Source organism: Rhodothalassium salexigens DSM 2132, from assembly GCF_004341375.1.
GTDB lineage: Bacteria > Pseudomonadota > Alphaproteobacteria > Sphingomonadales > Rhodothalassiaceae > Rhodothalassium > Rhodothalassium salexigens.
The window spans coordinates 291,855-314,308 of record NZ_SLXO01000001.1 but is presented as its reverse complement, the minus strand read 5'-3'; the positions used below and the strand labels follow the sequence as shown (position 1 = coordinate 314,308).

Genomic DNA, 22,454 nt, shown 5'->3' with positions numbered 1-22,454 from the left:
TCTGGGCGCGGGCGTGCCCTTGCCGAGCCATCAATCGCAGGGGGGGCGGTAAAGCGGCGGCTTGGGGGGGCGATCGGGGCGCCGGCGTGGGCGGCGCTTGACCGGCGCGGCGATTGGCGCGACATGGCCGGATAGTCGCGGTCGCCGCCCGGTCGGGCGCGCGGCCCCCACGCTTGACCCGGAGACCCTGTCCATGAGCACCGCCCCATCTGCCCCCGTCACTGCCGACGCCGTGGCGTCGGTCCTCGACGCCGTCGATGCCGGCCTCGACGCCAGTCTCGACCGCCTGTTTGCGTTGTTGGCGATCCCCAGCGTGTCCACCGACCCCGCCTTCCACGCCGATTGCGTGCGGGCCGCTGAGTGGCTGTGCACCGAGTTGACCGGCCTCGGCTTCGAGGCCCGGGTGCACCCGACCACCGGCAAGCCGATGGTGTTGGCCCACTACACGCCCGAAGGCCCGGCCGCCGAGCGCCCGCGGCTGCTGTTCTACGGCCACTATGACGTGCAGCCCGCCGATCCGCTGGAGCTGTGGGAGACCGGCCCGTTCGAGCCGCGGCTCAAGGAGGTGGCACCCGGCCGGCGCCAGATCGTCGCGCGCGGCGCGGTCGACGACAAGGGCCAGTTGATGACCTTCGTCGAGGCGTGCCGGGCCTGGATCGCCACCCATGGCGCGCTGCCGTGCCCGGTGACGGTGTTCTTCGAGGGCGAGGAGGAAAGCGGCAGCCCGAGCCTGATGCCGTTCCTGGACAGCCACCGCGACGCGCTCGCCGCCGATGTGGGGCTGATCTGCGACACCGCCATGTGGGACCGCGACACCCCGGCGATCACCGTCATGCTGCGCGGCCTGGTGGGCGAGGAAGTGACCGTCCAGGCGGCGGACCGCGACCTGCATTCGGGCGTGTTCGGCAACGCCGCGCGCAACCCCAACCATGTGCTCGGCCGGATCGTCGGCGACCTGTTCGACGACCAGGGCCGGGTTCAGGTGCCGGGCTTTTATGACGGCGTCGAGGACGCGCCGGGCGAGATCCGCGAGCAGTGGGCGGCGCTCGACTTCGACCCGGCGGCGTTTCTGGGCACCGTCGACCTGTCGGTGCCGGCGGGCGAGGCCGACCGCAGCGTGCTGGAACAGGTCTGGTCGCGGCCCACGGCCGAGGTCAATGGCATGATCGGCGGCTATACCGGCGACGGCTTCAAGACCGTGATCCCGGCCGAGGCGCGGGCCAAGATCTCGTTCCGCCTGGTGGCCGGCCAAGACCCCGAGGCGGTCCGCGCCGGCTTCCGCCGTTTCGTCCGCGAGCGCCTGCCCGCCGACTGCACCGCCCGGTTCGACGAGCATGGCGGCAGCCCGGCCACCGTGGTCGACATCGCCAACCCGTTCCTGACCACCGCGCGGGCCCAGTTGACCGCCGAGTTCGAGCGCGAGGCGGTGTTGATCGGCAGCGGCGGCTCGATCCCCATCGCCGGCGCGTTCAAGGACGTGCTGGGTATCGACAGCCTGTTGATCGGATTCGGGCTCGACGACGACCGGATGCACAGCCCGAACGAGAAATACGAGCTGTCGAGCTTCCACCACGGCACGCGCTTTTGGGCCCGTTTTCTGGCCGCAAACGCCGGCTGAGTCGTCCGCTATACCGGCCGGGCGCGCGGGGACGGGCGAAAGCGCTGGACAGAGCAAGCGAACAATGTTCAATTCCTGCCCACAGCGGTGCGCTCGGCGCGCCGTCCCGCCGTCGCGACCGTGGGATCTCCCGACGCCCTTGGAAGTGACACCGGCGTTACCACTGAGTGATCCGCGGCCCCTGTTCGACTGTAAATTGATAAGAGTGTGTAACAGGTGGCTGGTATAGCGTGTGAGTTGAAGCCCATGGCCTTGCCGGAAGACAGGCGGCGTGTGTCCGCCGATATGGAGGCGCGCCGCCTTCAGGTGATGCGTCACTATCAGATCATCGACACCGGCATGGAAGCCGAGTTCGAACGGATCGTGCGTTTGGCCCGGAGCGCGCTTGGCTTCTCGGTCGCCGCCCTGTCGATCCTCGATGGCGAACGGCAATGGTTCAAGGCGCGGATCGGGCTGGACATGTGCGAAACCGATCGCATGGTTTCGTTCTGCACCCACACGATCGAACAGTCGAAACCGCTGGTGGTGCCCGACGCGACCGCCGACACGCGGTTCTGCACCTCGCCGCTGGTTGTTGGCGAGCCCTATATCCGTTTTTATGCCGGTGCGCCGTTGATCGTGCCGGAAGGGGCGGCCATCGGCACGCTGTTCGTGGTCGACCACCAGCCGCGGTCGCCGTTGGATGCGCGCCAATTGGCGGTGCTGGAGGATTTGGCCGGGCTTACCGTGTCGGCGCTGGTCGACCGGCGCGACCGGCTCAAGCGGGAGGCGGAATTGGAGGCCCGGGTCGCCGAAGCCGAGGAGGCGGCCCGGCGCTCGGCCGAGGCGAAACAAGAGTTTCTCGCCCTGGCCGGGCATGAACTGCGCACGCCGCTCAACGCCATCATGGGGTTCGCCCATCTGATTTCAAACCACGATGCCCCGTTAAGCAGCGATCAGGTCCGCGACTATGCCCAGTCGATCGGCGATGGCGGCGGTCGGTTGCTCAAGACCATCGAGAAGTTGCTCGGCTTCGTGCAGTGCGAACAGGGCGATCTGAAATTGGAAAACGAGATCGTCGCGGTGGCGCCGCTGCTCGGGCAAGCGGTCCGGCAAATGACGCCTGAGGCGGAGGCCGGAGACGTGCGTTTGGAGGTCGCCCCGGCGGCCGCGGACCTGACCGTTCTGGCGGATCGGGTGCTGCTGTTCCAGATGCTCGAACAGATGCTGTCGAATGCCATCCGCTTCAGCCCCCGGGGCGGGCTTGTGCGGGTTTCGGCGGCCCGGCACGCGGACGGCGCCATGGCGCTGGTCGTCGAAGATGAGGGCGAGGGAATGGACGAGACCGCCCTGCGCCGCGCCATGAAGGCGTTCGGCCAAGCCCATTCGGGCTTGACCCGGCCCCATGAAGGCATCGGTCTCGGGCTGCCGCTGACCAAACGCCTGGCCGAACTGCATGGCGGCTCGGTTTCGTTGACCCCCATATCCGGCGCCGGGGTCCGCGCCGAGTTGACCCTGCCGTCGACCCGGGTCGATCCCGAGACCGTCCGTTTGAATGCCTAGGTCGACGGCTAAGTCCCTGAAAACCGGGCTGTTCCGGAAAAAAACCGTGGCCGGAAAAAAGTTCGACAGAAAGCCGTTGACAGGCTGCGCCGGTCCCACTAGAAACCGCCCCACGACGACGCAAGCGGGTGTAGCTCAGTTGGTTAGAGCGCTGGCCTGTCACGCCAGAGGCCGCGGGTTCAAGTCCCGTCACTCGCGCCACTTTCCTTAATGGAAAGGCTTGCCGTCGTCTTTCCCGAGACACGCAGAAATCAATGATACCAATTTGGTCTGGTATACGGTATGGTCGCCGTATGGCGGGCCGGGTGCTTTTCTGCGTCACCATGGCTCAGGGGTCGGAAAAGCTTTCCCGAACCGGCGAAAGCTGATACGACCCGCGGCAATGCGGGGTGCGCGGCGGAGCGTCCGTCGGGTCTGCCCGACGATCCGGGGCTTACCGGACGGTCCTGGGGACCTTCCAAAAGCTTCGCAGTCCAGCGTGCACCGCAGGCCGCAATCCCGTGCGAGGCACGAGCCAACCCTTGGCCCGGCACGCACGGCGCGGGTCGTCCGCCCGCGTATAGCCAGAGGTGAGTGCCGTGGACGGTTTTCTCTTTGACTATCTGCCGATTCTGATCCTGACGTTGATCGCCGTCGTGGTGTCGGGCCTGTTCATTGTGCTGGCCCTGACCGTCTATCCAGACCGTCCCGATCCGGAGAAGCTGTCGGCCTATGAGTCCGGCTTCGACGCCTTCGGGGACGCACGCGGCAAGTTCGACGTGCGGTTCTATCTGGTGGCCATCCTGTTCATCATCTTCGATTTGGAGGTCGCCTTTCTGTTTCCTTGGGTGGTCGCGCTCAAGGACATCGGCCTTTACGGTTGGTTGTCCATGGGGGTCTTTTTGACCATCCTGACGGTCGGCTTTGCCTATGAGTGGAAGAAGGGAGCGCTGGAATGGGAGTAGACACCGCCAAGCCGGCTCAGGGCGGTGCCGTCCTGGCCGACGACTTGCCCCGTGACCAGTTTTACGGCGATCTCAACAAAGAATTGTCCGATAAGGGCTTTCTGGTCACCAATGCCGAGGATTTGGTGCATTGGGCGCGCACCGGCTCGCTGTGGTGGATGACCTTCGGGCTCGCCTGCTGCGCCATCGAGATGATGCACACCAACATGCCGCGCTATGACCTCGAACGCTTCGGCGCGGCCCCGCGCGCGTCGCCGCGGCAGTCGGACGTGATGATCGTCGCCGGCACGCTGTGCAACAAGATGGCCCCGGCGCTGCGCAAGGTGTACGATCAGATGTCCGAGCCGCGCTATGTGGTGTCCATGGGCAGTTGCGCCAATGGCGGCGGCTATTACCACTATAGCTATTCGGTGGTGCGCGGCTGCGACCGCATCGTGCCGGTGGATATCTATGTGCCCGGCTGCCCGCCGACGGCGGAAGCGCTGTTGTATGGGATCTTGCAATTGCAACGCAAAATCCGCCGTAGCGGCACCCTGGTGCGCTGAGCAAGGTCTGTCCGGCGGTCGCGCAGGCGGCCGGTCCCGGGTTAAGGGAGTGAGGGAGCAGCGATGTCCAAAGCGTTGCGACAATTGGGCGAATTGATCCAGTCGGCGTTCAGCGACACGGTCGACGGGTTCCATATCGCCAAGGGCGAACTGACGGTCGAGGCCGGGCCGGATCGGTTGGTCGAGTTGATGACCTTCCTGCGCGACAATTCCGAGTGCCGGTTTCGCATCCTGGTGGATGTGTGCGGGGTCGATTACCCCGAGCGGCCGAAACGGTTCGACGTTGTGTACCATCTGTTGTCCATGCACCTGAACCAGCGCATCCGGGTCAAGCTCAAGGCCGACGACGAGACGCCGATCCCGTCGGTGACCGGGGTGTTTCCGTCCGCCAACTGGTTCGAGCGCGAGGTTTGGGACATGTTCGGCGTGCTGTTTTCCGGCCACCCGGACCTGCGCCGCATCCTCACCGACTATGGCTTCCAGGGCCATCCGCTGCGCAAGGACTTCCCGCTGACCGGCTTCGTCGAGGTGCGCTATTCCGAGGAACTCAAGCGGGTGGTCTACGAGCCCGTGCAATTGGGTCAGGAATTTCGCGAGTTCGACTTTCTGAGCCCGTGGGAAGGGGCGGAATACATCCTGCCCGGTGATGAGAAGGCCGATACGGCGGAGCCGTCCTGATGTCCGAAGCGTCCGAAATCAACATCAAGTCCTACAATCTCAACTTCGGGCCCCAGCACCCGGCCGCCCACGGCGTGCTGCGGCTGGTGCTCGAACTCGACGGCGAGGTGATCGAGCGCGCCGATCCGCATATCGGCCTCTTGCACCGGGGCACCGAAAAGCTGATCGAGCACAAGACCTATCTTCAGGCGGTGGGCTATTTCGACCGGCTCGACTATGGCGCGCCCATGTGCCAGGAGCACGCCTTCGCGCTGGCGGTGGAGAAGGCCGCCGATATCGAGGTGCCGCTGCGTGGCCAGTATATCCGGGTGCTCTATGCCGAACTGACCCGGATCATGAGCCACCTGTTGATCACCAACACCCACGCCATGGACGTGGGCGCGTTGACGCCGATCCTGTGGGGCATGGACCAGCGCGAGATGCTGCTCGGCTTTTACGAGCGGGCGTCGGGCTCGCGCATGCACGCCAAGTATTTCCGCCCCGGCGGCGTTCACCAGGACCTGCCGCCCGATCTGTTGCAGGACATCTACGCGTGGTGCGACCAGTTTCCGCAGTATCTCGAAGACGTGGAAACGCTGCTGGTCGACAACCGGATCTTCAAGCAGCGCAATGTGGACATCGGCGTTGTGACCCAGGAAGAGGCGATGGCGCTCGGCATGTCGGGCAGCAATCTGCGCTCCACCGGGCTCGCTTGGGACCTGCGCAAGGCCCAGCCCTATGACGTCTATGACCGGATGGATTTCGACATTCCGGTGGGCAAGAACGGCGACTGCTACGACCGCTTCCTGCTGCGCATGGAGGAAATGCGCCAATCGCTGCGGATCATGAAACAGTGCATCGAGCAGATGCCCGACGGCCCGGTGATGACCGAAGACCGCAAGGTCGGCCCGCCGCGCCGCGGCGAGATGAAGCGCTCGATGGAGGCGCTGATCCACCATTTCAAGCTCTATACCGAGGGCTACAAGGTGCCGGCGGGCGAGGTTTATGCGGCGGTCGAGGCGCCCAAGGGCGAATTCGGCGTCTATCTGGTGTCGGACGGCACCAACAAACCCTATCGCTGCAAGATCCGCGCGCCGGGGTTCGTGCATCTGTCGTCGATGAACCATATGCTGAAAGGCCATATGCTGGCCGACGTGCCGGCGGTGCTGGGGGCGATGGATGTCGTGTTTGGCGAGGTCGACCGGTGAGCGCCCGCCGCGCCCTGCCTGCAAGGCTTGTGAAGGAGTAGTCGCCATGATGACCGTGACCCAGGATGGCGGACCGTTCGAGTTTACGGCCGAAAACCGGGCCGAAGCCGACAAGCACATCGCCAAGTATCCCGACGGCCGCCAGAAATCGGCGGTGATGCCGCTGTTGTGGCTGGCCCAGCGACAGAATGGCGGTTGGCTGAGCCGTGAGGCGATCGAGTATGTGGCCGGCGTGCTCGATATGCCGACCATCAAGGTGCTGGAGGTGGCGACCTTCTACACCATGTACAATCTGCGCCCGGTGGGCCGCTATCACATCCAGTTGTGCGGCACCACGCCGTGCTGGCTGCGCGGCGCCGACACGGTGCTCAAGGCGTGCTACGATTTCGGGCTCGAAAAGGGCAAGGTCACCCATGACGGCCAGTTCTCGCTGATCGAGGTGGAGTGCCTGGGCGCTTGCTGCAACGCGCCCACGGTGCAGATCAACGACGACTATTACGAAGACCTGGACTATCAGGGCATGACCCGCATCCTGGAGAGCCTGGCCAGGGGTGAAACGCCGCCGCCGGGCAGCCAGCGCGGCCGTCGGAGCTCTGAGCCTGAGGGCGGCCTGACCTCGTTGACCGAGGTGGAGCAATGACCCTGAAGCGTCTGGGATTTCTGTTTTACGCTGCGGGGGTCGTGGGCTTGTTCGCGATCGCCATGGAACTGGTGACGGTCAAGTGTGCGGTCATGGCGCTGACCAACCTGTTGGCGATTATCGGGCTGGGGCTGAACGTGTTCACCCGCAGCCCGTCGGGACACAGCGGCGAGAGGGGAACCGCCGACCATGCTTGACGACAAGGATCGCATCTTTCGCAATCTCTACGGCTTCCAGGGCTGGCAGGTGGACGCGGCGCGCAAGCGCGGCGACTGGGACGGCACCGCCAAGCTGATGGCCAATGGGCCCGACTGGATCGTCGAACAGATCAAGGCGGCGGGTCTGCGCGGGCGTGGTGGCGCCGGCTTTCCCGCCGGGGTCAAATGGGGCTTCATGCCCAAACAGCCCGATCCGGCGCGGCCCAACACGCTGGTCATCAATGCCGACGAATCCGAACCCGGGACCTGCAAGGACCGGGAGATCATGCGCCACGAGCCGCACAAGCTGATCGAGGGCGCGTTGCTCGCCGGCTTCGCCATGCGCGCGCCGCACGCCTATATCTATATCCGCGGCGAGTACCAGGCCGAGGCCCGACGGCTTCAGGCGGCCATCGACGAGGCCTATGACAAGGGCCTGCTGGGCAAGAACGCCGCCAAATCGGGCTATGATTTCGACCTTTATCTGCACCAGGGCGCCGGCGCCTATATTTGCGGCGAAGAGACCGCGCTGCTTGAAAGCCTGGAGGGCAATAAGGGCCAGCCGCGCATCAAGCCGCCGTTCCCGGCCAATGTGGGCGTGTGGGGCTATCCCACCACGGTGAACAATGTGGAGACCATCGCGGTGGTGCCGACGATCCTGCGGCGCGGCGCCACCTGGTTCACCTCGTTCGGGCGCGAGCGCAACGCCGGCACCAAGATCTTCTGCATCTCGGGCCATGTGGAGCGGCCGTGTAATGTGGAAGAGGCCATGTCGATCCCGCTCAAGGAGCTGATCGAGCGGCACGCCGGCGGGGTGCGTGGTGGTTGGGACAATCTGTTGGCGGTGATCCCGGGCGGTTCGTCGGTGCCGTGCATCCCCAAATCGGTGTGCGACGACGTGCTGATGGATTTCGACGCGCTCAAGGAAGTGCAGTCGGGGCTCGGCACGGCGGCGGTGATCGTCATGGACAAATCCACCGACATCGTCCGCGCCATCGCCCGCATCAGCTATTTCTACAAGCATGAAAGCTGCGGCCAGTGCACGCCGTGCCGCGAGGGCGCGGGCTGGATGTGGCGGGTGGTCAACCGCATGGCCGAGGGCCGGTCGAGCCGCGAAGAAATCGACATGCTGTGGGATGTGTCCAAGCAGGTGGAAGGCCACACCATCTGCGCGCTCGGCGACGCGGCGGCCTGGCCCGTGCAGGGGCTGATCCGCCATTTCCGCGACGAGATCGAGCGTCGGATCGACCACTATACCGCGGCGTCCGCCGTCGCGGCGGAATAGGACAAGGAGGCGCGGGCATGTCGGGACTGGTGCAACTGGCCATCGTGTTGGTGCTGATCATTCCGCCGATCTGGCGGGTGGTCAGCCGCGCCGGCTTTGCCGGGCCGTGGTCGTTGCTGTTCCTGATCCCCGTGGTCAACCTGATCGCCTTGTGGATTTTCGCTTTCTCCGACTGGCCCGCCGAGCGCGGCCGGGACGGGGTTTGAGCCGAGGGGCAATCGCCAATGCCGAAACTGACCGTCAACGACATCGAGGTGGAGGTCGAACCGGGGACCACGGTCCTGCAAGCCTGCGAAGAGGCCGGGTTCGAAATCCCCCGCTTTTGCTATCACGAGCGGCTGTCGATCGCCGGCAACTGCCGCATGTGCCTGGTGGAGATGGAGAACAGCCCGAAGCCGATCGCCTCGTGCGCGATCACCGCGGCCGATGGCATGACCATCCGCACCAACACCGAGATGGTGAAGAAGGCGCGCGAGGGCGTGCTGGAATTTCTGCTGATCAACCACCCGCTCGACTGCCCGATCTGCGACCAGGGCGGCGAGTGCGATCTGCAGGACGAGACCATGGCCTATGGTCTGGGCACCAACCGCTTCGCCGAGAACAAGCGCGCGGTGACCGAGAAGCATATGGGCCCGCTGATCAAGACGATCATGACCCGCTGCATCCACTGCACGCGCTGCATCCGTTTCGCCGAGGAAGTGGCCGGGGTCACCGAACTCGGTGCCATCTATCGCGGCGAAGATACCCAGATCACCACCTATCTGGAGCACGCCATGAAGAGCGAGCTCCAGGGCAATGTGATCGACCTGTGCCCGGTGGGCGCGCTGACCTCCAAGCCCTATGCGTTCACCGCCCGGTCGTGGGAATTGACCAAGACGCCTTCGGTGGACGTGATGGACGCGGTCGGCTCGTCGATCCGGGTCGACAGCCGGGGCACCGAAGTGATGCGCATCCTGCCGCGGCTCAACGAGGCGGTGAACGAGGAGTGGATCTCCGACAAGACCCGCTTCGCCTATGACGGGCTCAAATATCGCCGGCTCGACCGTCCTTATGTGAATAAGAACGGCGCGTTGACCGCGGTCACCTGGGCCGAGGCGTTCACCGCCATCGCCGAGCGTCTGAAGGGCCTCAAGGGCAGCGACATCGCCGCCATCATGGGCGACCTGAACGATGTGGAGGGCATGGCGGCGTGTCGCGACCTGCTGGCCGCGCTTGGCAGCGACAAGGTGGAAGGTCGGCCCGACGGCACCAAGCTCGAAAGCGGCGTGCGCGCGGGCTATCTGTTCAACACCGGGATCGAGGGGATCGAACAGGCCGATCTGTGCCTTCTGGTCGGCACCGACCCGCGCCACGAGGCGTCGATCATCAACGCCCGGCTGCTCAAGGCGACGCGCCATTCGGGCCTGAAGGTGGCGCATATCGGGCCCGAGGCCGATCTGACCTATCCGGTCGAGGAACTGGGCGACGACGCCGCGATCCTGACCCAGATCCGCCAGGGCAAGCACCCGTTCTCGAAGCGCCTGGAAGCCGCCGAACGGCCGATGATCATCGTCGGCCAAGGCGCGCTGGTGCGCGACGACGGCGCCGAGATCCTCAAGCGCGCGCGCGACCTGGCCGAGAAATACGGCCTGGTGCGCGACGACTGGAACGGCTTTAATGTGCTGCACACGGCGGCCGCGCGGGTCGGTGCGCTGGATTTGGGCCTGACCACGCCCGAGGGCGCGGCGGGCCTGCTTGACGCGGCCGAGAGCGGCGGCGTCAAGGCGCTGTTCCTGATGGGCACCGACGAGGTCGACCTGAGCCGCGCGGCCAAGGCGTTCACGGTCTATATCGGCAGCCATGGCGACGCCGGGCTCAAGGCCGCCGACGTGATCCTGCCCGCCGCCGCCTATACCGAGAAGAACGGCCTTTATGTGAACACCGAGGGCCGGGTGGTCGAAGGCTTCCGCGCGGTCAGCCCGCCGGGCGAGGCGCGCGAAGACTGGAAGATCCTGCGCGCCTTGTCGGAAGTGATGGGCCACAAGCTGCCCTATGACAACCAGACCCAATTGCGCCAGGCGATCTATGAGCGCTGCCCGCACATGGCGGTGCTGGAAGAAAAGCCGACCGCCGAGTGGGGCGAGTTCGGCGCCCAGGGCACCGTCGAGGCGGGGCCGATCGCGCCGGTGGTGACGGATTTCTATCGCACCAACCCGATCGCCCGGGCGTCGAAGACCATGGCCGAGTGCAGTGCCTTGAAGTATGGCGCCGCCGACGAACAGGGAGCGACCGGCACCGATGGTTGAGAGTTTCAAGAATTGGATGATGGCGACCCTGGCGCTGTCCGAGCCGCAGGCGGAAATCCTGCTCAAGACCTCGGGCATGGTGTTGCTGGTTACGCTGGTGATGACGGCGGTGGCGTTCGCGGTTTATGCCGACCGCAAGATCTGGGCGTCCATGCAGTTGCGCCGCGGCCCCAATGTGGTCGGCCCGTTCGGCCTGTTGCAGTCGTTTGCCGACGCGCTCAAGCTGTTCATCAAGGAAAACATCATCCCCGCCGGCGCCAACAAGGGCGTGTTCCTGCTGGCGCCGTTCCTGTCGTTCACCGTGGCGCTGATGTCGTGGGCGGTGGTGCCGTGGGACGAGGGCTGGGTGTTCGCCGACATCAATGTGGGCGTTCTTTATATCTTCGCGGTGTCGTCCCTGGGCGTCTATGGCATCATCATGTCGGGCTGGGCGTCCAATTCGCGCTATGCGTTCCTGGGCGGGCTGCGCTCGGCAGCGCAGATGGTGTCTTATGAGGTGTCCATCGGCTTCGTGCTGGTGACCGTGATCGTGTTCACCGGGTCGTTCAATCTGAGCGACATTGTGATGAACCAGGCCGGCGGCTTCTGGCGCTGGCACGTCTGGCCGCTTCTGCCCATGGCGGTGATCTTCTTCATCTCGGCACTGGCCGAGACCAACCGGCCGCCTTTCGATCTGCCCGAGGCCGAGGCCGAACTGGTCGCCGGCTATCAGACCGAATATTCGTCGATGACCTTCGCGCTGTTCTGGCTTGGCGAATACGCCAACATCCTGCTCATGTGCGCGATGATTTCGGTGCTGTTCTTCGGCGGCTGGATGGCGCCGGTGCCGGCGCTCGACATGATCCCCGGGCCGGTGTGGATGTTCTTGAAGATCTGCCTGTTCTTCTTCTGCTTCGCGTGGGTCAAGGCGAGCGTGCCACGGTATCGCTACGACCAGCTCATGCGCTTGGGCTGGAAGGTGTTTCTGCCGCTGTCGCTGCTTGGCGTGTTCGTCTATTCGGGCGTTGCACTGCTGACCGGGACCGCCGGCTGAACCGCAGGCGGCCGGGATCGGGGCGGGTGCGCGCCGGTCCTGGCCTGACAATGACGACCGAAATCCGGGGCCGGTGCAGTGGCCCCGCCATCGTCCGCCGCCTGGGGTACAGGGGCGGGATTGAGACCGAGGCCATGGGCCCCATGCCGGGGCCGCCCGCGATGCCCAGGGGGCGCGCGCCGGCGGCGGGCGTGGGGGGCACGGTGCGAGGTCGAAGAGAGAGGCTGCCATGGCGTTTCTGGACCGTTCCATCAAGAGCCTGTTCCTGCTGGAATTCATCAAGGCCATGGGCTTGACGTTGCGGTATATGTTCAAGCCCAAGACGACGCTCAACTACCCGTATGAGAAGGGCCGGTTGAGCCCGCGTTTCCGGGGCGAACACGCGCTTCGGCGCTATCCCAATGGCGAGGAGCGCTGCATCGCGTGCAAGCTGTGCGAGGCGATCTGCCCGGCGCTGGCGATCACCATCGAGGCCGAGCCGCGCGAAGACGGCAGCCGACGCACCACCAAATACGATATCGACATGGTCAAGTGCATCTATTGCGGCTTGTGCCAGGAGGCGTGTCCGGTGGATGCGATCGTTGAAGGGCCAAATTTCGAGTTCGCCACCGAAACCCGCGAAGAACTGCTGTATAACAAGCAAAAGCTGCTGGAAAACGGCGACCGGTGGGAACGCGAGATCGCGGCCAACCTTGCCGCCGACGCGCCGTACCGCTAGAACCCCGCCGGGGCCTTTTCAAACGGCTCCGCGCGACTCCCCGCCGCCTTCACGAGGCCTGCGCCCATGAGTTTGACTGCGATTGTCTTTTATGTGCTGTCCAGCGTGACGGTGCTGTCCGCCGTGATGGTGATTGCCGCCCGCAATCCCGTCCACTCGGTCCTGTTTCTGATCCTCGCCTTTTTCAACTCGGCCGGGCTGTTCGTGCTGCTCGGCGCTGAGTTGCTGGCGATGCTGTTGGTCATTGTCTATGTGGGCGCGGTCGCCGTGCTGTTCCTGTTCGTGGTGATGATGCTGGACATCAACTTCGTCCGGCTGCGCGAGGGGTTTCTGCGCTATTTCCCCATCGGCGTGTTGATCGGCGCGGTGCTGGCGGCGGAACTGGTGTTCGTGGTCGGCACCTGGGTGCTGACCCCTGAGATGGCCGGCAACCTGCGCCAGCCGACGCCCGAGGATGTCACCAACACCCGCGCGCTCGGCCAGCTGATCTATACCGACTATGTGTTCGTGTTCCAGACTGCGGGCATGATCCTGCTGACCGCGATGATCGGTGCCATCGTGCTGACCTTGCGCAAGCGCCCCGGCGTCAAGCGCCAGAACATCGCCCAGCAACTGGCCCGGTCGCCGGAAACCGCGATCGAGATCAAGAAAGTCAAGACGGGCGAGGGTATTTGAGGCGCGCCCGCGCCCAGCAACCCGCTCCCGCCGCCCTGTCTGTTGGTAATCGGAGAGGCGCGCCATGGATATTGGCCTCGCACACTATCTGACCGTCGCCGCGATCCTGTTCATGCTCGGGATTTTCGGCATCTTCCTCAACCGGAAGAACGTGATCATCATCCTGATGAGCGTCGAGTTGATCCTGCTGTCGGTGAACATCAATTTCGTCGCCTTTTCGTCCTATCTGGGCGATCTGGTGGGCCAGGTTTTCGCGCTGTTCGTGTTGACGGTGGCGGCGGCCGAGGCGGCCATCGGCCTGGCGATCCTGGTCGTCTACTTCCGCAATCGCGGCAGTATCGAGGTCGAAGACATCAACGTGATGAACGGGTAGGGGGCCGCCATGATTGAACTGATCGTCTTCCTGCCGCTGGCCGGCTTCCTGGCCGCCGGTCTGGCCGGCCAATCGCTCGGCGACCGGGGCTCGATGCTGCTGACGTCAAGCTTCGTCACCGTGTCGGCGCTGTTGTCGGTGGCGCTGTTCTTCGAGGTCTCGGGCAATCCCGACGCCTTCCACACCGTGACGCTGGGCAGTTGGATCCAGTCCGGCGACCTGGCCATCGACTGGGCCTTGCGCGTCGACACCCTGACGGCGGTGATGCTGGTGGTGGTCAACGGCGTCTCGGCGCTGGTGCACTGGTATTCGGTGGGCTATATGGCCCACGACCCGTCCAAGCCGCGCTTCTTCGCCTATCTGTCGCTGTTCACCTTCGCCATGCTGATGCTGGTGACCGCCGACAATCTGGTGCAGATGTTCTTCGGCTGGGAAGGCGTCGGTCTGGCGAGCTATCTGTTGATCGGCTTCTGGTACCAGAAGCCGAGCGCCAACGCCGCCTCGATCAAGGCGTTCGTGGTCAACCGGATCGGCGACTTCGGCTATTCGCTGGGCATCTTCGCCACCTTCCTGCTGTTCGGCTCGGTGCAGTTCGACACCATTTTTGCCAATGTGGACGCGGTGAAGGGCACCACGCTCGACTTCGTGGGCTATGACGTGCCGGCGCTGACCTTGGTGGCGCTGCTGTTGTTCGTCGGCGCCATGGGCAAGTCGGCGCAGTTGATCCTGCATATCTGGCTGCCCGACGCCATGGAAGGCCCGACGCCGGTGTCGGCGCTCATTCACGCCGCCACCATGGTGACCGCCGGGGTGTTCCTGGTCGCGCGCATGAGCCCGCTGTTCGAGGCCGCGCCCGACGCGCTTGCCGTGGTCACGGTGATCGGGGCGGCGACGGCGTTCTTTGCCGCCACCGTGGGGCTGGTGCAGAACGACATCAAGCGGGTGATCGCCTATTCGACCTGTTCGCAGCTTGGCTATATGTTCTTCGCGCTCGGCGTCGGTGCCTATGGCGCCGGGATCTTCCACCTGTTCACCCACGCCTTCTTCAAGGCGTTGATGTTTCTGTCGGCGGGCAGCGTGATCCACGCCCTGTCGGACGAACAGGACATGCGCCAGATGGGCGGCCTGCGCCCGCACCTGCGAACCACCTGGGCGCTGATGCTGGTCGGCACCCTGGCGCTGACCGGCTTTGGCATTCCCGGGCTGATCGGCTTTTCGGGCTTCTATTCCAAGGACATCGTGATCGAGGCGGCGTATGCCGGCGAAGTGGGCGGGTCGCTGTTCGCGTTCGTCATGGGCGTGGCGGCCGCGTTCATGACCAGCTTCTACAGCTGGCGGCTGATGTTCATGACCTTCGAGAACAAGCCGCGCGCGTCCAAGGACGTGATGAGCCACATCCACGAAAGCCCCATGGTCATGCTGGTGCCGCTGTTCGTGCTGGCCGGCGGCGCGGTGTTCGCGGGCTTTGCGTTCCAGGACTGGTTCGTCGGCGACGGCCGGCTGGCATTCTGGGCCGGCAGCATCGTCCAGGGCGAGCACGATGTGGTCGACAAGGCGCACCACGTCTCCAAATGGGTCGAGTGGCTGCCCACCGCGATGATGGCCCTGGGGCTTGGGGCGGCCTGGCTGTTCTACATCCGCTCGCCGCAGCTGCCGGGGCAGGTGGCGGCCTCGGCCAAGGGGCTGTATCAGTTCCTGCTCAACAAATGGTACTTCGACGAGCTCTACCGGGCCTTGATCGTCCGGCCGATATTCGCGCTTGGCCGGCTGTTGTGGATCGGCGGCGACCAGAAGACCATTGACGGGCTTGGGCCCGACGGCGTCTCGCGGACGCTGGTCGCCGGCGCCAAGCGGATGCGCCGGGTGCAGTCGGGCTATGTCTATCACTACGCCTTCGCCATGCTGATCGGCGTGGTCATCCTGGTGTCCTACATTGCGTTTTACAGCGGAGGCTTCTGAGCCATGCTCGATTGGCCCATCCTGTCGGTGATGCTGTTCGTGCCTCTGCTGGGCGCGGGCATCATCCTGCTCCTGCGCGGACCCGAGGAGATCGTCGCGCGCAACATCCGGGCGACCGCGCTTTACGCGTCGCTGTTCACCTTCGCCCTGGCGGTCCTGCTGTGGATCAATTTCGACGCATCCCAAGCGGACTTCCAGTTCGTCGAGACCTACAGCCCGTTCGGCGGCCTGTTCCAATACAAGCTCGGCGTCGACGGCATATCCATGCTGTTCGTGGTCTTGTCGGCGTTTTTGGTGCCGATCGCCATCCTGGCCAGTTGGACCTCGATCCAGCATCGGGTGCGCGAATACATGGTCGCGTTCCTGATCCTGGAAACGCTGCTGATCGGCGTGTTCTCGGCGCTCGATCTGGTGCTGTTCTACCTGATGTTCGAGAGCAGCCTGATCCCGATGTTCCTGATCATCGGGGTGTGGGGCGGCGTGCGGCGCGTCTATGCGGCGTTCAAGTTCTTCCTCTACACCTTCCTGGGCTCGGTGCTCATGCTGGTGGCGGTCTTCTATATCGTCGCGACCACCGGCACGACCGACATCCCGACCTTGCTGCAGACCCGCTTCCCGCCCGAGGCGCAGACCTGGCTGTGGCTCGCCTTCTTCGCGTCGTTCGCGGTCAAGATGCCCATGTGGCCGGTGCACACCTGGCTGCCCGACGCCCACGTGGAGGCGCCGACCGCGGGGTCGATGCTGCTTGCCGGCGTGCTGTTGAAGTTCGGCGGCTATGGCTTCCTGCGCTTTTCGCTGCCGATGTTTCCGGTCGCCTCGGTCGAACTGGGCTGGCTGATCTTCGCCTTGTCCATGGTGGCCATCGTCTATGCCTCGCTGGTCGCCCTGGCGCAGACCGACATGAAGAAGCTGATCGCCTATTCCTCGGTCGCCCATATGGGCTATGTGACCATCGGCCTGTTCGTGTTTAACCATCAGGGCCTTGATGGTGCTGTGTTCCAGATGCTCAGCCACGGCGTGGTTTCGGCGGCGTTGTTCTTGTGCGTGGGCGTGGTCTATGACCGGCTGCACACCCGCGAGATCGCCCGCTATGGCGGCCTGGCGCACAATATGCCGGCCTATGCCACGGTGTTCATGATCTTCACCCTGGCGTCGCTGGGCCTGCCGGGGACCAGCGGGTTTATCGGCGAATTCCTGTCCATGATGGGCGCCTTCCAGCGCGACAGCCTGATCGCCGTGGTCGCGGCGCTTGGCGTCATCCTGGGCGCGGTCTACATGCTTTACCTCTATCGCCGGGTGTTCTTCGGGCCGCTGGAAAAGGCCGACCTCAAGGCATTGGCTGACCTGGACTGGCGCGAGAAAAGCCTGTTCGTGCCGATGGCGGCGGTGGTGTTGTGGCTGGGTGTGTTCCCCAACAATGTGCTCGACGTGATGCGGCCGACGGTCGACAATCTGCTCGCCGAGCACGAGGCGGCCATCACGGCCTATGAACGATCGATCGAAAGCGCGCGCGAGGCGGAGCAGGCGGCCGAGGCCGCGGCCGCCGCTGCGGGCGAGGGGGCTGAGTGATGGCAACGCTGACTGTGACACCGGTGGTGGCGGAAATCCTGCTGGCCGTGGGCGCCATGGCGCTCCTGCTGGTGGGCGTCTATGGCGGCAAACGGACCCTGTCGACCGTCTGGACCGGGTCGGTGGCCCTGGTGGTGCTGGCCGGCGCGGCGGTCTTGTGGTCGTCGGACCAGGCGCCCGGCGTGCAGGAGGCGTTCGGCGGCATGCTGCTGCTCGACGGCTTCGCGGTGTTCACCAAGGTGTTGATCGCCGTCGGCAGCGCCGGCGTGTTGGTGATGAGCCGGGGCTATCTGGTCAAGCGCGACCTGGACCGGTTCGAATATCCGGTGCTCGCCGTGCTGTCGACGCTTGGCATGTTCATCATGGTCTCGGCCACCGACATGCTGACCGTCTATGTGGGCCTGGAGTTGCAGAGCCTGGCGCTTTATGTGCTCGCCGCCTTCGCGCGCGACCGGGCGCGCTCCACCGAGGCGGGGCTGAAATATTTCGTGCTCGGCGCGCTGTCGTCGGGGATGCTGCTGTACGGCATTTCGCTGGTCTATGGCTTCGCGGGTTCGACCGCGTTCACCGACATCGCCGCGATCGCGGCCGGCGACGGGGCGGCCGGCAATATCGGCCTGATCGTCGGTCTGGTGTTCGTGCTCGCCGGGTTGGCGTTCAAGATCTCGGCGGTGCCGTTCCACATGTGGACGCCGGATGTCTATGAGGGCGCGCCGACCAGCGTCACCGCGTTCTTCTCGGCGGCGCCCAAGGTGGCGTCGATGGCGCTGTTCGTGCGCATCGCCATGGGTGCCTTCGACGACATGATCGACCAGTGGCAACAGGTGGCGATCTTCCTGGCGGTGGCGTCCATGGTGGTCGGGACCGGGCTCGCGCTGGTCCAGACCAACATCAAGCGGCTGCTGGCCTATTCGTCGATCACCCATGTGGGCTACGTGCTCGCGGCCCTGGCCGCCGGCGGCGAGGCCGGCCGCGAGGCGGTGATCTACTACATGGCGATCTACATCACCATGACCGCCGGCGCCTTCGCCGTCGTCCTGTGCATGCGCCAGGACGAGAAATATTCCGAAGACATCGCCGATCTGGCCGGCCTGGTGAAGACCCGGCCTGCGCTCGCCGTGGCCATGGGCATTTTGATGATCTCGCTGCTGGGCTTTCCGCCGTTCCTGGGCTTCTGGGCCAAGTACACCGCCTTCCTGGCGGTGGTCGACGCCGGCCTGGTGTGGCTGGCGGTCATCGGCATGATCGCGTCGGTGGTGGGCGGCTATTATTATCTGCGGGTGGTCAAGCTGATGTTCTTCGACGAGCCGGCAGCCAGCTTCGAGCCGCAGCGCGACCGCGGCGTCAAGGGCGTGATCTTGACCACCGCGGTGGCCAATTCGCCGCTGTCGCTGCTGCTGTTCGGGCCGCTCAACACCGCCGCGGCCAACGCGTCGCGCGCGTTCGGGCTTTGAGGCGGCGATGCTGCTGACCATCGACGCCGGCAACACCAACACGGTGTTTGCGCTGCTGGACGGCAAGACCATCGTCCGCCAGTGGCGCATTTCCACGGTGGTGCAGCGCACGTCGGACGAATATACAGTCTGGATCTCGCAGCTCATGCGGCTGGCCGATCTGGACCCGGCGGACGTCAACGGCGCGATCCTCGCCACCGTGGTGCCGCCGGTGCAGCGCCATCTGGTGCGCCTGTGCGTCGACTATTTCCAATGCGACCCGTTGATCGTCGGCGACGAGCGGGTCGACCTGGGCGTCGGCGTGCGGGTGCCCAATCCGGGCGAGGTGGGCGCCGACCGCCTGGTCAACGCGGTCGCCGGCCACCAGCTTTACGGCGGGCCGTTGATCGTCGTCGACTTCGGCACCGCGACCACCTTTGACGTGATCGGCGAGACCGGCGATTATCTGGGCGGGGTGATCGCGCCGGGCATTAATTTGTCGCTTTGGGCGTTACACGAGGCGGCGGCCAAGCTGCCGCGCATCGCGGTGGAGGAGCCGTCGACCAGTCGGGTCACCGGCACCACCACGCTGGATGCGATGCAATCGGGCATTTACTGGGGCTATGTGGGCCTGCTCGAAGGCATCGTCGACCGGCTGCGCCAGGAACACGACCCGCAGATGCGCGTGCTCGGCACGGGCGGACTGGCGCGGGTTTTCTTCAATCGGACGGACGCCATCGACGCGGTCGACGGCGATCTGACCCTACACGGGCTGCGCTTGATCTACGAACGCAATGTGACAGCCCCGGCGGTATCCTGAACACATGGCATCATTAGACGGTTTTGAACGCGGCGATTTGATCTTTTTGCCGCTTGGCGGCACCGATGAGGTGGGCATGAACATGGCCCTCTATCATCTGGACGGGCGCTGGATCGTGGTCGATTGCGGCATGACGTTCACCGGCGAAAGCGTGCCGGGCGTCGACCTGATCTTTCCCGAACCGGCGTTTATCGAGGAACGCCGCGACGCGCTCGACGGCATCGTCATCACCCACGGCCACGAGGACCATATCGGCGCCATCGCGCATCTGTGGCCGCGCCTCAGGGTGCCGATCTATGCGACGCCGTTCACCGGCGCGCTGATCCGCGAAAAGCTGATCGAACACGGGCTGATGGACGAGGCGCCGTTGACGCTGATTTCGCCCGACCAGCCGCTCGACCTGGGGCCGTTCAGCCTGCGCTTCGTGCCCGTGGCGCACTCGATCCCCGAGGCCCACAGTCTGGCGATCCAGACCCGCCACGGCACGGTGTTCCACACCGGCGACTGGAAGCTCGATGACGCGCCGCCCATTGGCGCGCCGACCCCGGGCGACCGGCTGGCCGAGATCGGCGATGCCGGTTGTCTGGCGCTGATGGCCGACAGCACCAATGTGTTCAACGCCCAAGCCTCGGGCAGCGAAGCAACGGTCAAGGCGGGCCTGACCGAGGTGATCAAGGGCCGCTCGGGCCGGGTGGTGGTGACCACCTTCGCGTCCAACGCCGGGCGCTTGAAGAGCATTGCCGAGGTGGCGCGCGACACCGGGCGCGAATTGGTGCTGGCCGGGCGGTCCATGGACCGGATCTGGCGGGTCGCCGACGAGTTGGGCTATCTGGACGGGCTGCCGGCGCCGTTGACGCCGGCCGAGGGCGCCGACGTGCCCGCCGACCGGATGTTGATCTGCTGCACCGGGTGTCAGGGCGAACCGCGCGCCGCCTTGGCGCGGATCGTCGGCGGCGACCACCGCGACCTGTCGCTGAGCAAGGGCGACCTGGTGATCTTTTCGTCGAAGGTCATTCCGGGCAATGAAAAGTCGGTCGGCGCGCTGGTCAATCGCCTGGCCATCCGCGACATCGACGTGATCACCGAACGCGACGCGGCGGTGCACGTCTCGGGCCACCCCGGCCGGCCGGAGATGACCGAGCTCTACCGCTGGCTGCGGCCCAAGGTGGCGGTGCCGGTGCACGGCGAGCCGCGCCACCTGCGCGAACATGTGCGCTTCGCCAAGGCTCAGGGCGTCGAAACCGCGATCCACTCGGCCAATGGCCGCGCGATCCGGCTGGCGCCGGGCGAGGCGCGGGTGGTCGACGAGATCGCCACCGATTTTCAGTATCTCGACGGCACCACCCTGGTGCCGAGCGGCGATCCGGGCATCAACGACCGGCGCAAGATCGGCGCGGAAGGCCATGTGGTGCTGACCGTGTTGCTCGACGAGACCGGCGACTTGCTGGGCGAGCCCGAAATCGTCGTCCGCGGGCTGCCGCGCTATGAACGCGGTGGCTCGTTGGAGACCGGCCTGCTCGACGCGGCCGAGCGCGCGGTCAAGGGCATGCCCAAGAAGCGCCGCGACGACGAGGCGGCGGTGGCCGAGGCGGTGCGCATCGCCGTGCGCCGCGAATGCCGCAATGCCCGGGGCAAGAACAGCGTCGTGGACGTGCGGGTGATCATCCTCGAAGAGGAAGAGATATAGGGGAGACGCGATCATGATCGGACGGCTCAACCATGTGGCCATCGCGGTGCCGGACTTGGGCGCGGCGGTCGCCACCTATCGCGACACCTTGGGCGCGCAGGTCTCGCCGGCCGAGGACCAGCCCGACCACGGCGTGACCACGGTGTTCGTGGACCTGCCCAACACCAAGATCGAGTTGCTGCACCCGCTGGGCGACAATTCGCCGATCGCCAAATTCCTGGAGCGCAACCCGGCCGGCGGCATCCACCATGTCTGCTACGAGGTCGACGACATCGCCGCCGCGCGCGACCGCATGGTGGCACAGGGCGCGCGCATCCTGGGCCCCGCCGAGCCCAAGATCGGCGCCCATGGCAAGCCGGTCCTGTTCCTGCACCCGAAGGATATGTGCGGCACGCTGGTCGAACTGGAACAGGCCTGAGGCCGGGGAGGGCGGTCGGTGATTGCCAGCGGGATCGTGGTGTTCACGGTGGTCTGGTGGGTGGCGTTCTTCGCCGCCCTGCCGTTCGGCGTCACCGCGCGCCACGAAGACGACAACGTGACCCCGGTCGCGGGGGCGGAGCCCGGCGCGCCGGTGCGCCCGCACCTGCTGCCCAAGGCGCTGGTGGCAACCCTGGTGGCGGCGGTTGTGACTGCGCTTTATCTGACCGGCTTGGCCCAGGGCTGGTTTTCGCTGCGCGGTGTGTTCGCCTGACGGGCGCCTGCGTCACACACTTGGCAGAAACGACAAACAAAGCCGGGTGAAAGCGACGCTTCCACCCGACAATGTGATTATCGTTATATGGGCTCTTGAGGCCCTTTTATTGCCGCAATGCCTCCCTGAACTTGGGCAGCGCTCCAGTCCGCAAATCGCCTGCGACGGATCAAAGGCTAGCGAGGAGGCCGGCCGCTGTCACGCGGTTAGCACGCTCTTAAGACCAGCCCGCAGCGTGATTTCCTCCGACTGTGTCATGTTTGCCACAATTGCTGGGTCATGAGTCGCAACCGCCCTGTGTGACAAGGCTTTTTCTAAAGCATTTCTACAAGTCGGGGTTGACGGTCGGGGTTTATCAGGCCGTAAGGCGGGTGGCGCATGGACGTATCAAGGCGCCCGCCCGGTCGGCGGTCCCGCATGGCAGTCGCCAGAGCCTGCCGGACCCTCGCCAACACCGCACAAGACGGCGATTTGTCGGCCTTCGCCGTCGGACGGCGGCGGCCGTGTGGCGGGCTATGGCTTGAGGCGGTTAACCAAGCCGGATGAACAAATAAATATAAATTGCTATTTTTAAG

At 65.3% G+C, this 22,454-nt stretch carries 22 protein-coding genes and 1 tRNA gene; all 23 read left to right on the top strand.

Annotated elements, in window-relative coordinates; all coding sequences use genetic code 11:
• The first annotated feature begins 193 nt into the window (after positions 1–193).
• The 23 genes from EV659_RS01350 to EV659_RS01240 all read left to right on the top strand — a co-directional run bounded on the left by EV659_RS01350 (position 194) and on the right by EV659_RS01240 (position 21,879).
• Positions 194–1,618 carry a M20/M25/M40 family metallo-hydrolase gene (locus EV659_RS01350; RefSeq protein ID WP_132706757.1) on the top strand — a complete coding sequence of 475 codons (1,425 nt, stop codon included), beginning with the start codon at positions 194–196 and terminating at the stop codon, positions 1,616–1,618.
• Positions 1,619–1,891: 273 nt separating this feature from the next.
• The gene (locus EV659_RS01345) at positions 1,892–3,160 is read left to right on the top strand and encodes a GAF domain-containing sensor histidine kinase (RefSeq protein ID WP_165878641.1); all 1,269 of its coding nucleotides are present in this window, start codon (positions 1,892–1,894) and stop codon (positions 3,158–3,160) included.
• 124 nt (positions 3,161–3,284) lie between these two features.
• Positions 3,285–3,361 (top strand) — tRNA-Asp (locus EV659_RS01340).
• 377 nt (positions 3,362–3,738) lie between these two features.
• Entirely contained in the window at positions 3,739–4,104 is a 366-nt protein-coding gene (locus EV659_RS01335) for an NADH-quinone oxidoreductase subunit A (protein ID WP_132706753.1), read from the top strand.
• A complete protein-coding gene (locus EV659_RS01330) occupies positions 4,095–4,649 on the top strand; it encodes a NuoB/complex I 20 kDa subunit family protein (protein WP_132706752.1) in 555 nt (184 codons plus the stop codon). Before EV659_RS01335 ends, EV659_RS01330 begins: the two co-directional genes overlap by 10 nt.
• 63 nt (positions 4,650–4,712) lie before the next feature.
• The gene (locus tag EV659_RS01325; RefSeq protein ID WP_132706750.1) at positions 4,713–5,327 is read left to right on the top strand and encodes an NADH-quinone oxidoreductase subunit C; all 615 of its coding nucleotides are present in this window, start codon (positions 4,713–4,715) and stop codon (positions 5,325–5,327) included.
• A complete protein-coding gene (locus EV659_RS01320) occupies positions 5,327–6,514 on the top strand; it encodes an NADH-quinone oxidoreductase subunit D (protein ID WP_132706748.1) in 1,188 nt (395 codons plus the stop codon). Before EV659_RS01325 ends, EV659_RS01320 begins: the two co-directional genes overlap by 1 nt.
• A gap of 46 nt (positions 6,515–6,560) precedes the next feature.
• Complete coding sequence (gene nuoE / locus EV659_RS01315) at positions 6,561–7,154, top strand: NADH-quinone oxidoreductase subunit NuoE (RefSeq protein WP_200287582.1); 594 nt, start codon at positions 6,561–6,563, stop codon at positions 7,152–7,154.
• Positions 7,151–7,351, top strand: a complete 201-nt coding sequence (locus EV659_RS01310) for a hypothetical protein (protein WP_132706746.1) — start codon at positions 7,151–7,153, stop codon at positions 7,349–7,351. Before nuoE ends, EV659_RS01310 begins: the two co-directional genes overlap by 4 nt.
• A complete protein-coding gene (gene nuoF, locus EV659_RS01305; protein ID WP_132706744.1) occupies positions 7,344–8,636 on the top strand; it encodes an NADH-quinone oxidoreductase subunit NuoF in 1,293 nt (430 codons plus the stop codon). The genes EV659_RS01310 and nuoF overlap by 8 nt, the downstream gene beginning before the upstream one ends.
• A 17-nt stretch (positions 8,637–8,653) precedes the next feature.
• Positions 8,654–8,842, top strand: coding sequence for a hypothetical protein (locus EV659_RS01300; protein WP_132706742.1), 189 nt, complete (start codon positions 8,654–8,656; stop codon positions 8,840–8,842).
• 18 nt (positions 8,843–8,860) lie between these two features.
• Positions 8,861–10,921 carry an NADH-quinone oxidoreductase subunit NuoG gene (gene nuoG, locus EV659_RS01295; protein WP_132706740.1) on the top strand — a complete coding sequence of 687 codons (2,061 nt, stop codon included), beginning with the start codon at positions 8,861–8,863 and terminating at the stop codon, positions 10,919–10,921.
• Positions 10,914–11,954 carry an NADH-quinone oxidoreductase subunit NuoH gene (gene nuoH, locus EV659_RS01290; protein WP_200287584.1) on the top strand — a complete coding sequence of 347 codons (1,041 nt, stop codon included), beginning with the start codon at positions 10,914–10,916 and terminating at the stop codon, positions 11,952–11,954. The genes nuoG and nuoH overlap by 8 nt, the downstream gene beginning before the upstream one ends.
• Before the next feature lie 229 nt (positions 11,955–12,183).
• Positions 12,184–12,672, top strand: a complete 489-nt coding sequence (gene nuoI, locus EV659_RS01285) for an NADH-quinone oxidoreductase subunit NuoI (RefSeq protein WP_132706739.1) — start codon at positions 12,184–12,186, stop codon at positions 12,670–12,672.
• 66 nt (positions 12,673–12,738) lie between these two features.
• Entirely contained in the window at positions 12,739–13,347 is a 609-nt protein-coding gene (locus EV659_RS01280; RefSeq protein ID WP_132706737.1) for an NADH-quinone oxidoreductase subunit J, read from the top strand.
• A gap of 64 nt (positions 13,348–13,411) precedes the next feature.
• Positions 13,412–13,720: an NADH-quinone oxidoreductase subunit NuoK gene (gene nuoK / locus EV659_RS01275; RefSeq protein ID WP_132706736.1), complete on the top strand. Its 309-nt coding sequence runs from the start codon at positions 13,412–13,414 to the stop codon at positions 13,718–13,720.
• 9 nt (positions 13,721–13,729) lie between these two features.
• Entirely contained in the window at positions 13,730–15,679 is a 1,950-nt protein-coding gene (gene nuoL / locus EV659_RS01270) for an NADH-quinone oxidoreductase subunit L (protein ID WP_132706734.1), read from the top strand.
• Between the two features lie 3 nt (positions 15,680–15,682).
• Positions 15,683–17,248: an NADH-quinone oxidoreductase subunit M gene (locus EV659_RS01265; RefSeq protein ID WP_132706732.1), complete on the top strand. Its 1,566-nt coding sequence runs from the start codon at positions 15,683–15,685 to the stop codon at positions 17,246–17,248.
• Positions 17,248–18,702 carry an NADH-quinone oxidoreductase subunit NuoN gene (nuoN, locus tag EV659_RS01260; protein ID WP_132706730.1) on the top strand — a complete coding sequence of 485 codons (1,455 nt, stop codon included), beginning with the start codon at positions 17,248–17,250 and terminating at the stop codon, positions 18,700–18,702. The genes EV659_RS01265 and nuoN overlap by 1 nt, the downstream gene beginning before the upstream one ends.
• 7 nt (positions 18,703–18,709) lie before the next feature.
• Positions 18,710–19,501: a type III pantothenate kinase gene (locus EV659_RS01255; RefSeq protein WP_132706729.1), complete on the top strand. Its 792-nt coding sequence runs from the start codon at positions 18,710–18,712 to the stop codon at positions 19,499–19,501.
• Between the two features lie 76 nt (positions 19,502–19,577).
• Entirely contained in the window at positions 19,578–21,188 is a 1,611-nt protein-coding gene (locus EV659_RS01250) for a ribonuclease J (protein ID WP_132706727.1), read from the top strand.
• 13 nt (positions 21,189–21,201) lie between these two features.
• Entirely contained in the window at positions 21,202–21,606 is a 405-nt protein-coding gene (mce, locus tag EV659_RS01245) for a methylmalonyl-CoA epimerase (RefSeq protein WP_132706725.1), read from the top strand.
• 18 nt (positions 21,607–21,624) lie between these two features.
• Positions 21,625–21,879 carry a DUF1467 family protein gene (locus tag EV659_RS01240; protein ID WP_132706724.1) on the top strand — a complete coding sequence of 85 codons (255 nt, stop codon included), beginning with the start codon at positions 21,625–21,627 and terminating at the stop codon, positions 21,877–21,879.
• The last annotated feature ends 575 nt before the right edge of the window (positions 21,880–22,454 follow it).